Raw genomic sequence first — 14,193 nt, forward strand, 5'->3', positions numbered from 1 at the left:
CCGCATTCACCCTCCCCCCCCACCCCCCCCCCCACCCCCCCCCCCCCCCCCCCCCCCCCCCCCCCCCCCCCCCCCCCCCCCCCCCCCCCCCCCCCCCCCCCCCCCCCCCCCCGGGGCCGGGTCATTCACGGGCGGCGCTCCAGAGGTACGTGCCCGCCCGCGGCGGTCCTGACGGTGCAACGGGCCCGCGGATGCTGCTGTTTCGCACCGGCCCGCGGCCACGACCCGGTCGCTCCCGCGGAACGCGGTCAGCGGTCGCCGGGGGTGGGGGAGCCGGTGGCGTCACCCGGCGGCGGGGCGCTGGGAGTGACGGACCAACCGCCGTTCCACGGTGGTGTCGTGGGAGGCACGGACGGCGTCCCCGTGGGCGGGACCGTCGCCGTGGGCGGGACCGACAACGACGGCGGCGTCGTCGGGGACACCCACGTGGGCGGCACGGTCGGGGTGGGGGGTGCGGTCGGGGAGCCACTCGGGCTGCCCGGGGACGGCGCCGGGGACCTCCCGTTGCCCGAGTCGACGGGTACGGGCGGCGCGGCCGGAGCCGTGGGGCCGTCCGAGGTCAGCTGCACCGCGGCGACCGTGGCACCGCCCGCCAGTACGCACACCGCGGACGCGGCCGCCACGGCGGCCCTGCGGGCTCTGCGGCGCGCGCCCAGGGCGGATACGTGGGCGGCCGAGGCGGGCACGGCCCGGGCCCCGCCCGCCGTGGCCGCCCGCTTGAGTGCCGCCGACAGCGGGGCTTCCTGCTCGTCGAAGTCAGACACCGTGCTCCTCCGGCATGATCGACTCGATCGGGTCGATCGGGTCGATCGAATCGTCGAGATGGGGCGCGAGTGCGGCTCTCGCGCGGGACAGATGCGATTTCACGGTTCCGGCGGCTATGCCCGTCTCGGCCGCCACCTGCTCCACGGGCAGATCACAGACGTAGTGCAGGACGGCCACCCGCCGCTGCCGCTCGGACAGCCGCCGCAGCGCCGCGACCAGCGCCACCGTGCCGGGACCCGGCTCCGGCGCGGCCGGAACCCGGCCCTCTTGATGCCGCCGCCAGGCCTCCGCCGACCGCCCGCGGCGACGCCACCGGCTGACCGCGAGCCGCCAGGCGACCGTCCTGATCCAGGCCTCGGGCCCGGCGTCGCGGCGCAGCTTCGAGCGCCGCCCCCAGGCCCGTACGAACGCCTCCTGGACGACGTCCTGCGCCTCATGGAGGTCCCCGGTCATCAGGTACACCTGCCCGATCAGCCGTTTCACGGAAAGCGCGTAGAACTCCTCGAACTCCTCGGTGGTCACTTCGCGGCTCCGTAGTACTGGTCGGCGGTGAGATCTCACGCGGTATACGCCCCGGGACAGCGCCCCGGTTTACCCGCGCACCGAAAATCCCGGCGGTTTACCCTGGAGACCCCCGGCCCGTTCGACGTGTCGGGCGGTTCGCGTTGCCCACCCCCCTGCTCGCCCCCTTGGACTCCGGACGGAACCCCCTTCATGAGCCTGCACGGTCTGCTCGACGCCGTAGTCAAGGACCCCGCCCTCGCCGAAGCGGTCCAAGCGGCCACGGACGGTAACCGGACCTATGTCGATCTGGTCGGCCCGCCGGCCGCACGGCCCTTCGCGGTGGCCGCGCTGGCCCGGGAGGCCGGGCGGCCGGTGCTCGCCGTGACCGCGACCGGACGCGAGGCCGAGGACCTCGCGGCGGCGCTGCGCTCGCTGCTCGACCCGGACAAGGTCGTCGAGTACCCGTCGTGGGAGACCCTGCCGCACGAGCGGCTCTCCCCCCGCTCCGACACCGTGGGCCGGCGGCTCGCCGTGCTGCGCCGCCTCGCCCACCCGAGCCAGGACGACCCCACCGCCGGTCCGGTCAGCGTCGTCGTCGCGCCCGTACGGTCCGTGCTGCAGCCGCAGGTGAAGGGCCTCGGGGACCTGGAGCCGGTGGCGCTGCGCACCGGACAGACGGCCGATCTGGAAGAGGTCGTGGACGGGCTCGCGGCCGCCGCGTACTCACGGGTGGAGCTGGTCGAGAAGCGCGGTGAGTTCGCTGTGCGCGGCGGCATCCTCGACGTGTTCCCGCCCACCGAGGAGCATCCGCTCCGGATCGAGTTCTGGGGCGACGACGTCGAGGAGATCCGTTACTTCAAGGTCGCCGACCAGCGTTCCCTGGAGGTCGCCGAACACGGTCTGTGGGCGCCGCCGTGCCGTGAGCTGCTGCTCACGGACGAAGTACGGGAGCGGGCGGCGGCCCTCGCCGAGGCCCACCCCGAGCTCGGCGAACTGCTCGGCAGGATCGCCGAGGGCATCGCGGTCGAAGGCATGGAGTCCCTCGCCCCGGTCCTCGTGGACGACATGGAGCTGCTGCTCGACGTCCTCCCGGCGGGCTCGATGGCCGTGGTGTGCGACCCGGAGCGGGTGCGTACGCGGGCGGCGGATCTCGTCGCGACGAGTCAGGAGTTCCTGCAGGCGTCCTGGGCGGCGAGCGCGGGCGGGGGCAAGGCCCCGATCGACGTCGGCGCGGCCTCGCTGTGGGGCATCGCTGATATCCGGGACCGGGCGCGCGAGCTCGGGATGATGTGGTGGTCGGTGTCGCCGTTCGCGGCCGACGAAGCCCTGACGTCCGACGCCGGCGCGGCGGGCGACTCCGACACGCTGAAGCTGGGCATGCACGCGCCGGAGATGTACCGCGGCGACACCGCCCGTGCCCTCGCCGACACCAAGGGCTGGCTCGCGGACGGCTGGCGCACGGTCTTCGTGACCGAGGGACACGGCCCCGCGGCCCGTACCGTCGAGGTCCTCGGCGGCGAGGGCATCGCGGCGCGTCTCGATGCCGATCTGGACGCGGTCTCCCCGTCCGTCGTCCATGTCGCCACCGGCTCCATTGACTACGGCTTCATCGACCCCGGCCTCAGGATCGCCGTCCTGACCGAGACCGACCTGACCGGCCAGAAGGCCGCGGGCAAGGACGGCGCCCGGATGCCGACCCGGCGCCGCAAGCAGATCGACCCGCTCACCCTGGAGGTCGGCGACTACATCGTGCACGAGCAGCACGGCGTGGGCCGCTACCTGGAGATGGTGCAGCGCACCGTCCAGGGCGCGACCCGCGAGTATCTGCTCGTCGAGTACGCCCCGGCCAAGCGCGGCCAGCCCGGCGACCGCCTGTACATCCCCACCGACCAGCTGGAGCAGGTCACCAAGTACGTGGGCGGTGAGGCGCCGACGCTACACCGGCTCGGCGGCGCGGACTGGACGAAGACGAAGGCACGCGCGAAGAAGGCGGTCAAGGAGATCGCCGCGGACCTGATCAAGCTGTACAGCGCCCGGATGGCGGCGCCCGGCCACGCCTTCGGCACGGACACCCCCTGGCAGCGCGAGCTGGAGGACGCCTTCCCGTACGTGGAGACGCCCGACCAGCTGTCGACCATCGCCGAGGTGAAGGAGGACATGGAGAAGTCGGTCCCCATGGACCGGCTGATCTGCGGCGACGTCGGCTACGGAAAGACGGAGATCGCGGTGCGGGCGGCCTTCAAGGCCGTTCAGGACGGGAAGCAGGTCGCGGTCCTCGTCCCCACGACGCTGCTGGTGCAGCAGCACTACGGCACCTTCTCCGAGCGGTACTCCCAATTCCCGGTCGTGACCCGGGCGTTGTCCCGTTTCCAGTCCGACGCGGAGGCGAAGGCGACGCTGGAGGGGCTGCGGGACGGTTCCGTCGACATCGTCATCGGCACGCACCGCCTCTTCTCCTCCGAGACCACGTTCAAGGACCTGGGCCTGGTCATCGTGGACGAGGAACAGCGGTTCGGTGTCGAGCACAAGGAGCAGCTGAAGAAGCTCCGCGCGAACGTCGACGTCCTCACCATGTCCGCCACTCCCATCCCGCGTACGCTCGAAATGGCGGTCACCGGCATCCGCGAGATGTCCACGATCACGACGCCCCCGGAGGAGCGGCACCCGGTCCTCACCTTCGTCGGTCCGTACGAGGAGAAGCAGCTCGGTGCGGCCATCCGCCGTGAACTGCTGCGCGAGGGCCAGGTCTTCTACATCCACAACCGGGTGGAGTCGATCGACCGGGCCGCGGCCCGGCTGCGCGACATCGTGCCCGAGGCCCGCATCGCGACCGCCCACGGCCAGATGCCCGAGTCGCAACTCGAGCAGGTCGTGGTCGACTTCTGGGAGAAGAAGTTCGACGTGCTCGTCTCGACCACGATCGTCGAGTCCGGCATCGACATCTCCAACGCGAACACCCTGATCGTGGAGCGCGGCGACAACTTCGGTCTCTCGCAGCTGCACCAGCTGCGCGGCCGCGTGGGCCGTGGCCGCGAGCGCGGCTACGCCTACTTCCTCTACCCGCCGGAGAAGCCGCTCACCGAGACCGCCCACGAGCGGCTCGCGACGATCGCCCAGCACACCGAGATGGGCGCGGGCATGTATGTCGCGATGAAGGACCTGGAGATCCGCGGCGCGGGCAATCTGCTCGGCGGCGAGCAGTCGGGCCATATCGCGGGCGTCGGATTCGACCTGTACATCCGCATGGTGGGCGAGGCGGTCGCCGACTACCGCGCCGCGGTCGAGGGCGGCGTGGAGGAGGAGCCCCCGCTCGAGGTCAAGATCGAGCTTCCCGTCGACGCGCACGTCCCGCACGACTACGCGCCGGGCGAGCGGCTGCGCCTTCAGGCCTACCGGGCGATCGCGTCCGCCAACTCGGAGGAGGACATCAGGGCCGTACGGGAGGAGCTCACCGACCGCTACGGCAAGCTGCCGGAGCCGGTCGAGAACCTGCTGCTGGTGGCCGGTCTGCGGATGCTCGCACGGGCGTGCGGGGTCGGCGAGATCGTCCTCCAGGGTCAGAACATCCGCTTCGCGCCGGTGGAGTTGAGGGAGTCGCAGGAGCTGCGGCTGAAGCGGCTCCATCCGCGCTCGGTGATCAAGCCGGCGGTGCACCAGGTGCTGGTGCCGCGCCCGACGACGGGCAAGATCGGCGGCAAGCCGGTGGTGGGCCGGGAACTGCTCGCGTGGACGGGTGAGTTCCTGACGACCATCCTGGGGTCATGACGACACGCTTCAGCACGATGAGGGTCGACGAGGCAGCAGAAGTCACGGCACCGGACGGTGCGGCGGTGCGGCCGCTGTGCGTTCTGCCGGGGGCCGCGAGTTTCGCGCAGTTCGAACTCGCGCCGGGGCAGGTGTCCAAGGCGGTGTCCCACGCCACCGTCCAGGAGGTCTGGTACGTCATATCCGGAGGCGGTGAGATGTGGCGGAGCCAGGACGGTCGCGAGGAGATCACCTCGCTCGGGTCCGGCATCTGTCTGACCATTCCGCTGGGCACGTCGTTCCAGTTCAGGGCCCGGCAGGACGGACTGCGAGTCGTTGCGGCAACGGTCCCGCCATGGCCGTCGGACAGCCCGGACGAGGCCCGGCCGGAACAGGGCCGCTGGTGACGTCGTCCTGCGGGCCGGTCGACGTCGGCTCCCGCGCCCACCACTGTGCGTGGCGGCGCCGCTGAGGCAATGCGGATGAGGGCTCCCGCTCCGTGAGACCGGCCGTCGGGCCCCGGGGATCGACCTTCGGGGCCCGGGGATCGACCGACCGGCCCCGGAGAACCGGCCGTCGGGCCCCGTCATCCGGTGTTCCCGGTCATCCGGATGTTCTCGCGCGCCGCTTTTCCGGACCGAACATGGTCCGGGTCAGCGACCGGAACGTCTCCTCTGCGTCCTGCCCGTCCAGCGGGCCGTCCAGGTTGTGGGAGAGCAGCAGCGTCGCGAAGCCGTGCGCCATCGACCAGGCCGCGATGAAGCCGGTGGCTGGGTCGTCGCCGTAGCCCTCCACCGCGGCACGGAGCCGGTTCCGCGTCCGCTCGCGCGCCGCGCGGAGCTCCTGGTCGTCCGGACGCAGGAGTTCCGGGCGGAACATGACCTGGAAGTGCGCCGGGTGCGCGGTGGCGAAGCGTACGTACCGGACGCCCAGGTCGCGCAGATCCTCCGCCTCGCCGAGGGCGGCGGACAGGAGGCCGTAGCCCTCGGCCGCGATGGCGGTCAGCAGGCCCGCGCGGTCCTTGAAGTGGTGCGCGGGCGCGGCATGGGAGACGCCCGCACGGCGGGCGAGGTCGCGCAGGGACAGTGCCGCCGGTCCTTCGGCGGCGATGACGTCGAGGGCCGCGGTGAGCACGGCCCGTCGCAGGTCCCCGTGGTGGTAGGTGCGCTCGGTGGTCATGGTCAGCAGGTTACGCGCAATCTAGGCATTGACAAGTTCGGTCGCGGAGCTCAATCTAGTCAGCGTCAAGATTCATGGTGGTCGCGGAGAGGGAATCCTCATGGGCATCGACAACGGACGCATTCGCCAGATGTGGCACCTCCTGGAGCCCCTGCACGCCGTCGTCTACTACGCGCCCGAGGTCTTCGAGGAGGCAAAGGCGCTCGGCTACGACACCGGTGAGCGCTGGCCCGGCTACTTCGCCCTGCGGGCCGCGCCCCTCGGCACACCCGGCGCCCGTCAGGTGGCTTCCGCGTTCTACAGCTTCAGCCCGCGCATGGTCGCCGAGCACATCCCCGCCGCCTGGGACGTCGCCGCACCGGACAGGGTGCTGGCGGCCCGGACGCGCGGCGTCGACCGGGCGTACCGCACGCTCATCGGTGAGCGGACGGACGGCCCCGATCTCGCCGAGGCCGCCGTGCTCGCCCGCCGGGCGGCCGAGGCCGTGCACACCGAGGGCCGCCCGCTCGCTGCCGCCAATGCCGCGCTGCCCTGGCCCGAGGAGCCGCACCTCGTGCTGTGGCAGGCCGCGACGATCCTGCGCGAGCACCGCGGCGACGGCCATCTCGCCGCCCTCATGACCGCGGGACTCGACCCTGTGGAGACGCTGGTGTCGTTCGCCGCGATCGGCGCGGCGCCGGCCGAGGTCTTCACCAGCCGCGGCTGGAGCGAGCACGAGTGGGCCGCCGCCCGCGAACGGCTCGTCGCACGGGGGCTGCTGGACGCCGACGGCGCGGCGACCGACGCGGGCCGCGCCCTGCGTGCCGAGGTCGAGCGCCGCACCGACGAACTGGCCGCCGCCCCCTGGCAGGCGCTCGGCGCTGAGGACACCACCCGGCTCGCCGACCTCCTCGGCCCGCTCTGGCTCGAGGTCCTCGGCTCAGGAATGCTGCCCCGCGAGACCACGCTCGGCATCGGCAAGGTGTGACGCCACCCAGGCCCTACGATCCTTGCGTGCCCGACTCGATACGTACGCCGCGCGCCCTCCTGACCGCCGTCGCCCTGGTCTCCGCCCTCCTCACAGGCTGCACACCGGACGACGGCGGCGGCGACTCTCCGCGCGACGGCAACGCCCGTGGGCCGTCGGCCGGTCGCGCGGTCAGCCCGCTCGACAACCCGGAGGGTACGAAGCCGGGTCTCTCGCCGCTCACGTCCGAGGCGGACAGGGCAGCGGCCAGGAAGCTGATCGAGGCGGTGGCGACGAAGGGCCGCGGCCCGAAGACGGGGTACTCGCGAAGGGAGTTCGGGTACGCGTGGATGGACACGGCCGACGGCGTACCCCTCGCCCGTAACGGCTGCGACACCCGGAACGACCTGCTCGCCCGCGACGGCCGCGGCCTGCGCTACCGCTCCGGATCCGACTGCGTCGTCGTCGAGCTGACCCTGGACGATCCGTACACGGGCCGGACCATCGAGTGGCGGAAGCAGAAGGCCGCCGCCGTACAGATCGACCATGTGGTGCCGCTGTCGTACGCCTGGCAGATGGGCGCCGCCCGCTGGGCCGACGCCACGAGGGAGCGGATCGCCAACGATCCGCTCAACCTGCTGCCGGTGGACGGACCGGCCAACAGCGCCAAGAGCGATTCGGGTCCCGCGTCCTGGCTGCCGCCGGACAAGGGGATCCGGTGCTCCTACGCGGTCCGCTTCGCGCAGGTGGCGGTGAAGTACGAGATGCCGGTGACCGCGGGGGACAAGCGAATGATGCTGCGGCAGTGCGGCGGTTGAGGCGGTGCGACGCCTGAGGCCGCCCTGTGCCGGGCGTCGCCCGGAAATGCGTTGTGCCGGTGGCGACGACCCCCGGCAGAATCGCCGTCATGTCACGCACCGTCGAACGTCTGCTCGCCGCCCTCGAGCCGCTTGCGCACGCCCGCCGTCTGGAGCACCTCGCCCGCAGCGCCCAGGCCCTCGCCCTCAGCGGCGAGTTGCCGTCCGTGCTGGTGGAGCTCGACGGCCTCGGGGCGTACGAGCGCCGGCTGGCGGCCCTGGCCGCACTGGTCGGGCGGCAGACGGAGTTCCTGGCCGCGCGCCTGGGCGACCGGGACCTCGTGGTGAGCGGGTACGCGCTGCGGGCCATCCACACTCTGCCGGTTCCGGACGCGGCGATCGAGGCGGCGTACACCGACGCCTCCTCGGTGACGCGGCGCAGGCTCACCCGCGCCGTGACGGCCGGCCGGCGCACCGCGCTGGCCGAGCGCCTCGTGGTGCGTCTGCGCGAGGAGTGGGGGGACGGGGAGGCGGCCCGGCTGCTGCCGGCGTGTTCGGCGGAGTTCGTGGCCAGGCTGCTGCCCGAACTCGCGCACGCCGTCGAGTGCTGGACGCGGCTCGCCCGCCGGCACCCCGGCCCGGTCCTCGACCATGCCGAACAGGACCTCGCCGCTACGCCACGCCATCTGCGCGCGGCCTGGTGGCAGCAGTACGCGCAGGCCGTCGCTGCCGTCGCTCCGGTCCGTCCGGAACGCGTGCTCGCGCTGCTGGAGCGGCACGGCCCCGGCACGCTGCCGTGGCCGCTGCGGGACCGGCTGGGCGTACTCGTCACCGCCGATGCCGAGCGCACCGTCCGCTGGCTGATCTCCCCGGACCGGGAGGAGCAGCGTCACGAGCCGGTGCTTTCACCGTCCGTGCTGCGGCGGCTCGTCCGGGCCGACCCGCCGTCCCTGCCCGCGCTCGGCCGTCAGTGGTTCCGGCGCACAGGCCACTTCGCCGCCTTGCTCAAGGCGATGCCGCCGAGCCGCCGGAGCGACTTCTACGACGCGGCGACGGCCGGCATCGAGCTCGAGAGCCATCTGCCCGACGTGGGTCTGCTGCCGCGCGAACGCCGGTGGGCCGAGGTCCGCCGCTGGGTGTCCCGGGGCCACGCGGTGGAATGGTTCTGGGCCGACGTCCTGGACGTGCTCGCGTACGGCCCCGTCGCCGAGGCGCGGCCCGAACTGCTCGCCGCGCTCCGGCGGCCCGACGCAGGCGACCGGGCAGTGGTCTGGCCGCTGCTGGTCGCCAATGCGGGACGCTCCGGCGACCGGGCCGCGGTGCAGGACCTGCTCGTCCTCATGCAGCGGCTGCGCAACGAGCAGGACCCGGTCCGTGTCGCGGCCCTCGAAGCCCTCGCCGACGTGCGCCCGGACCTTTTCACCGCCGAGAGTGCCGAGCAGCTCGACCGGATCGTGCAGGACGCACTGGAGGCCCGCGACAGCTCGTACCGCACCAGGGACGCCGTGCGCCGCCTGGCTGTCGCGATGCTGCGCGAGCACGCGGTGGACGGCGAACCCGCGCTCCTGGAGTGGGCGTTGCGCACGCTGGAGCGGATCGTGGCGCACACGGGCGTCGCCGATCTCGGGCCGCTCCACCGCACCCTGCGGCGCGGCCAGGAGCACCAGGTCTTCGAGGCCCTGCGCCCCTGGCTGGAGACGGCCGGGCACAAGGCCGACCACCGTCTGCTCTTCGCACTCACCGCAGCGCTGGGCACCCGGGCCCACCGCATGCCCGCACTCCAGGAGATGCTGGAGCAGGCCCTGAAGTCCGGGGACGACGCCGCGTTCGCGACAGCGGCCCGGCTGTGGCTGGACGCCCCGTCGACCCGCCGTGAGCGGGTGGCCCGGATCCTCGCGCTCGAACCGTCGGCGGCCGTTCTGCCGCCCGTCCAGCAGATCCTGACGGCGAGCCGTACCGACCTGCTGGACATCCTGATCGGCGAGACCCCGCCGTACGGGCGCTTCCTGAAGCACGGCACCCGCAGGCCGCTGCCCGTGTGCGCGTACGCCGACCGGTGGCTGCCCCGGCAGCAGGCGGCAGTGGGCGCCCTCGCCGCCGCCGCGGCCGCCGACGCGTCCCTGCCCGCCTATGAACGGGCCGCCGCCATCAGGGCGGCCGCTCCGCTGCGGGTGCACGGGCAGGCGCTGGCGCTGCAGTACGCCGGCTCGCCGGACGTGGTGCTCGCCGAAGCCGCGCTCGGCGCGCTGGCGTGGACGGAGAGCCCGGAGGACGCCCTGCCGACGCTGCTCGCCCACGCCGGGGGCGACCGCGCCCGGATCGCGGTGTACGCGGCAACCCGGGCCGCACGGTTCGCCACGCCGACCGAACTGGCCGGGCGGCTGCGCGAGTTGCTGAACGCGACGCAGGGTGTGAAGGTGACCAGCCGCAAGGAGGCTGTCCGGCTGGCGGCCCGGCATCTGCCACCGCGACGGGCCGCCGCGCTGCTGGCCGCTGCGTACCGCGCGCCGGACGCGCACCCGGACGTGCAGGCCGCCGTCGTCGCCTTCTCCACCGAGCTGCTCTCCGAGGAGGGGACGTGGGCGGTGCTCTCCGAGGCCACGCGCGGGGCCCCGCAGGTGCTTCAGTCGCTGGTACGGGCCGAACCCTGGGCCCTCACGGCAGCACACCGGCCCAGGTACGCGCGGCTGGTGGGCGAGGTGTGCCGTGCCACGGGCACGGAGGTGGCCGAGGCCGGGCTGCGGGCACTGCCCCGCTGGGCGGGGTACGCGCCCGAGTCGGCGGGCGCGCTGCCCCGTATCGTCACCGACCTCGACAGGCGGGCCGGCTGGCGGGGCGCCGCCCAGGCGGTCGGCGAACTGGCCGCCTCGGGGCTGCCGCACCCCCTCGGCGGTGCGGCTCCCGGAAGCCTGTTCCACGAAACGCTGGCCGGACTGCTCGCGGCCGTCGGAGCGGGGGAGTACGAGGCGCTCGCGGACCGCGATCTTCCGGCACGGCAGCGGGTGGCGGCTCTGCTGGGGGCGCTGCCCCCACGGCCCGGGGACGAGGCGCGGCCGGTTCTGGAGGCCGCCGCCGCGCAGCTGGCGGACGAGCCTTCCCTCGCCGCCGACCGTATCGATCTGCTCCGCCGGCTCGTGGACCTGGATGCCGGACTGCCCGACCTCACCGAGCGGTTGCGGGCACTGGCGGAGGCTTCACGCGACCGGCCCGTGCTGGCTGCCGCGACGGCGTCCCGGTTGCCGTGGAACGCGGGCGGGCGGGCACTCCGGGACCCGGAGACCCTGCTGGCCGCCGCCGAAGAGCTCGCGGCCGCGGGAGAGCCGGCCGCGGGGCTGCTCGCCGCCGGACTGGTGGAGACGCTCGGCTGCCGGCTCGGCTGGCCCGATCATTGGCGGGCCGCACTGCGCTCGCTGCGGCGGCACCCGGCCGCCGACGTACGGGACAAGGCGCTGGCGGTGACCGTCCAGCGCGAATGAGATGGCTGGCGGTGACCGTCCAGCGCGAATGAGACGGGACGTGAGACGGGAGTGGGCGCCGCTCGACCTGTTGCCGGTGGACGGACCGGCCAACAGTGCCAGGAGCGACTCGGGACCCGCTGCTCAGGGCGGGGACCCCAGGGCCCGCAGGACGGGCGTCAGGCCGCGGACCGCAGGTCCTGACGCACGGTCATCGCGTTGAGGCGGATCGTGTACGGCGCGGTGTCCTCGACGCTCAGGGAGCGGACCTTGCCCTTCTCCAGCGCGAAGGTCACATCGATGCAGAACGCCATGGCGTAGAGGAAACCCTCGGTCTCCTCGCCCTGCAGTGCGAACAGCAGGTTGTAGAAGTAGCTCGTGCTGCCGTCCCCGCTGTCCTGGCGGAAGGCGAAGTGCGGTGCGTCCTCCTGTTCGTCCAGGCCGGTGAAGGCGCGGGTGAGCGCGTGCTCGGCCTTCTCCCAGAAGGCCGGACTGGTGAACGGTTGTGAGAGTGCCTGGCGTACGGACTCCTTGAGCGACAGGACGATGACGGAGACCGGTGTCGTCTCCTGGAGGCCGAACGCGGGGACGATCTTGACGAGGGAAGTGGCGGGGAGGGTGTCCGCCGCCTTCCGTACGTTCCCGAAGTCGAAGGCCCCAGCGGCCGGATCGATCGCCCGATGGAACGTGTCCTCGATCGCCTGCAACTGGTCCGCGCAGGACGGTTCCACTTCGGCGACCCTCCTGAATCTGCTCTTCCCCATGGTGGGCTGGTCGGCCATGCGTGCTCCTCGATGTGTCGGCGGTGATCACTCAGGTCGGAGCCAGTATGGCCAGGGCCGAAAAGCGTTTGGGGGACCGGGAGCCCGTCGCTAACCTGCCCCGATGGACACGGACCGCACCCCGGAACTGACGATCACCACGCTCGCCGAGCGCCCCGGACTGCGGGACCCCATGTGGCGGATGCTCGACACCTGGCCGGAATTCATCCTGAAGGACCCCGTGGGCTGGGCGAACATGGGCCGTATCGTCGCCGAGCTGCCCGAGTTCGTCCTGGTTGCGACCGACCCCGAGGGCGTCGTCGTGGCCCGGGGGTTCAGTGTGCCGTTCGAGCTGGACGTGGACGGGCGGCGGGAGCTGCCGGACACCGGCTGGGACCAGGCGCTGCTGTGGGCCTTCCACGACCTGAGGCACGGCCGGACGCCGGACACCGTGAGCGCGATCGAGATCACCGTGACGAAGGACATGCTGGGCCGCGGGATCTCCGCCGTGATGGTCGCCGCGATGCGGGACAACGCCCGCGCGCACGGTTTCAAGGAGCTCGTCGCCCCGGTCCGGCCGAGCGCCAAGAACCTCGAGCCGGAGGCGCCGATGGCCGAGTACGCCTTCCGTACCCGTGAGGCGGACGGCCTTCCGCACGACCCGTGGCTGCGCGTCCACGTCCGCGCGGGCGCCACGATCGAGGCGGTCGCCCCGGCCTCCATGACGGTCTCCGGCTCCCTGGAGCAGTGGCGCACCTGGACCGGGCTGCCGTTCGACACGGACGGGCCGGTGACCGTGCCCGGAGCGCTGGTCCCGGTGCAGTGCTCCACCCGGCACGGATACGCCGTGTACGTCGAGCCCAATGTGTGGGTGCGGCACCGGCTCTGACGTACGACGGATCGGGGCGCCCCGGGGTCGATGGCGTCCGGGACGGGATGTACCGTACGGCGTCCCGTCTTCGTGTACGTGTGCGAGCTGCGCGTACGCACGCTCCCCGAGAGGTAGCCGATCGTGAAGCCCGACGTCGCCGCCGTGAGTGCGGTTCAACCGACGAGCGGAGCCGTGCCCGGATTGTTTCCCAGGGTCCTGCTGGCGGCGGTGCCGGTGGTGAGCCTCGGGATGCTGGGCGCGGTTCCTTCGTACGTCATCGCCGCCCGCCGGGGCACCCGCGCCGACTGGGCCGCCGTGGTCGTCTTCACCGCCGCCACCGTCGGCTGGCTGCTGCAGGCCGTGCTCACTCCGGTTCAGACCCACGGCTGGCAGTTCGCCGCGGACTTCCTGCTGCTGGGCCTCGCCACGGTCGGCGCCGCGCTCCACTGCCTGCTCGTCAGACCGCCGGCGGGTGAGACCCGATGAAGACCCGGCGTACCTGGCGTACCACTGCGAAGACCTCCGGTTCCGGCGTCGGTGCGCGCGTCGGCAAGTGGCTGGCCGCCGCGCCCGGCCTGCTGCGCGGCCGCGCGGCCTGGGCCGCGGGCAGCTCCGCCGTCATCGTGCTCGGGCTGGTCGGCGTCTGGCTGTTCGCCGGCGATGAGGAGTCCGGGCCGCCCGACCCCAGGGCCCGCCAGTACAAGGAATTCGACGCCTGTCTGCTGACGGGGGAGAAGGGCATCGCGGCCGGTACGCCGGCCGCACCGGTGTGGGAGGGCATGCAGCAGGCCTCCCTGGAGACCCGGGCCCGGGTCAACTATGTGCCGGTCATGGGGCCGCAGTCGGCGGAGAACGCCCGTCCGTTCTTCAACAGCCTCGTCCAGCGTCAGTGCGATGTCGTGCTGGCGGTCGGCGCGCCTCAGGTGGAGGTCACCAGGGCCGGGGCGAAGCAGCATCCCAAGGTGCGCTTCGTCGTGGTCGACGGAGCGTCGGGCGCGGCTGCGGGCTCCGGAGCAGCCGCCGGGAAGAGCGGGAATCTCACGGTGGCGAAGCAGGGGGACGGGCTCAAGTCATCGGTGGCGGACGTCATCAGGCAGGCCGTCAAAGCATCCGAATCATGACAAGCAAGCATCGGGTTCCATTCGGAAGGTAAAGATCCGCTAAAGAGGCC

12 protein-coding genes are annotated in these 14,193 nt (G+C 72.9%); 8 read left to right on the top strand and 4 right to left on the bottom strand.

The annotated features are described in order from the left end of the window. Window positions 1-248: 248 nt before the first annotated feature. Window positions 249-764 (bottom strand): hypothetical protein, encoded by a 516-nt coding sequence (locus AC0699_RS26885; RefSeq protein ID WP_478664948.1) that lies wholly within the window; start codon window positions 762-764, stop codon window positions 249-251. Next, window positions 757-1,287, bottom strand: coding sequence for a SigE family RNA polymerase sigma factor (locus tag AC0699_RS26890; RefSeq protein ID WP_478664950.1), 531 nt, complete (start codon window positions 1,285-1,287; stop codon window positions 757-759). The genes AC0699_RS26885 and AC0699_RS26890 overlap by 8 nt, the downstream gene beginning before the upstream one ends. Before the next feature lie 192 nt (window positions 1,288-1,479). Between AC0699_RS26890 and mfd the strand changes: the two genes are divergently transcribed. Continuing rightward, window positions 1,480-5,034: a transcription-repair coupling factor gene (gene mfd / locus AC0699_RS26895; RefSeq protein ID WP_478664952.1), complete on the top strand. Its 3,555-nt coding sequence runs from the start codon at window positions 1,480-1,482 to the stop codon at window positions 5,032-5,034. After that, the gene (locus tag AC0699_RS26900) at window positions 5,031-5,420 is read left to right on the top strand and encodes a cupin domain-containing protein (protein ID WP_478664955.1); all 390 of its coding nucleotides are present in this window, start codon (window positions 5,031-5,033) and stop codon (window positions 5,418-5,420) included. The genes mfd and AC0699_RS26900 overlap by 4 nt, the downstream gene beginning before the upstream one ends. A 196-nt stretch (window positions 5,421-5,616) precedes the next feature. Here the strand turns inward: AC0699_RS26900 and AC0699_RS26905 are convergent, their stop codons facing one another. After that, the gene (locus AC0699_RS26905) at window positions 5,617-6,192 is read right to left on the bottom strand and encodes a TetR/AcrR family transcriptional regulator (protein WP_478664957.1); all 576 of its coding nucleotides are present in this window, start codon (window positions 6,190-6,192) and stop codon (window positions 5,617-5,619) included. A 100-nt stretch (window positions 6,193-6,292) separates the two neighbouring features. Between AC0699_RS26905 and AC0699_RS26910 the strand changes: the two genes are divergently transcribed. From AC0699_RS26910 to AC0699_RS26920, 3 genes are all read left to right on the top strand, one after another. Next, the gene (locus tag AC0699_RS26910) at window positions 6,293-7,159 is read left to right on the top strand and encodes an SCO6745 family protein (protein WP_478664959.1); all 867 of its coding nucleotides are present in this window, start codon (window positions 6,293-6,295) and stop codon (window positions 7,157-7,159) included. Window positions 7,160-7,185: 26 nt separating this feature from the next. Beyond that, window positions 7,186-7,956: an HNH endonuclease family protein gene (locus tag AC0699_RS26915; RefSeq protein WP_478664961.1), complete on the top strand. Its 771-nt coding sequence runs from the start codon at window positions 7,186-7,188 to the stop codon at window positions 7,954-7,956. 89 nt (window positions 7,957-8,045) lie between these two features. After that, window positions 8,046-11,411, top strand: coding sequence for a hypothetical protein (locus AC0699_RS26920; RefSeq protein WP_478664966.1), 3,366 nt, complete (start codon window positions 8,046-8,048; stop codon window positions 11,409-11,411). Between the two features lie 158 nt (window positions 11,412-11,569). Here AC0699_RS26920 and AC0699_RS26925 read toward each other — a convergent pair whose 3' ends face one another. Continuing rightward, entirely contained in the window at window positions 11,570-12,172 is a 603-nt protein-coding gene (locus AC0699_RS26925) for a Type-2Aa cytolytic delta-endotoxin (protein ID WP_478664969.1), read from the bottom strand. Between the two features lie 103 nt (window positions 12,173-12,275). Between AC0699_RS26925 and AC0699_RS26930 the strand changes: the two genes are divergently transcribed. The 3 genes from AC0699_RS26930 (at window position 12,276) to AC0699_RS26940 (ending at window position 14,143) form a co-directional block, all read left to right on the top strand. Further along, window positions 12,276-13,040: an N-acetyltransferase gene (locus AC0699_RS26930; protein WP_478664972.1), complete on the top strand. Its 765-nt coding sequence runs from the start codon at window positions 12,276-12,278 to the stop codon at window positions 13,038-13,040. A gap of 174 nt (window positions 13,041-13,214) precedes the next feature. Next, window positions 13,215-13,508, top strand: a complete 294-nt coding sequence (locus tag AC0699_RS26935) for a hypothetical protein (protein ID WP_478664975.1) — start codon at window positions 13,215-13,217, stop codon at window positions 13,506-13,508. Then, a complete protein-coding gene (locus tag AC0699_RS26940) occupies window positions 13,505-14,143 on the top strand; it encodes a BMP family ABC transporter substrate-binding protein (protein ID WP_478664976.1) in 639 nt (212 codons plus the stop codon). The genes AC0699_RS26935 and AC0699_RS26940 overlap by 4 nt, the downstream gene beginning before the upstream one ends. The last annotated feature ends 50 nt before the right edge of the window (window positions 14,144-14,193 follow it).

It is taken from the genome of Streptomyces sp. NPDC043870, assembly GCF_056435785.1.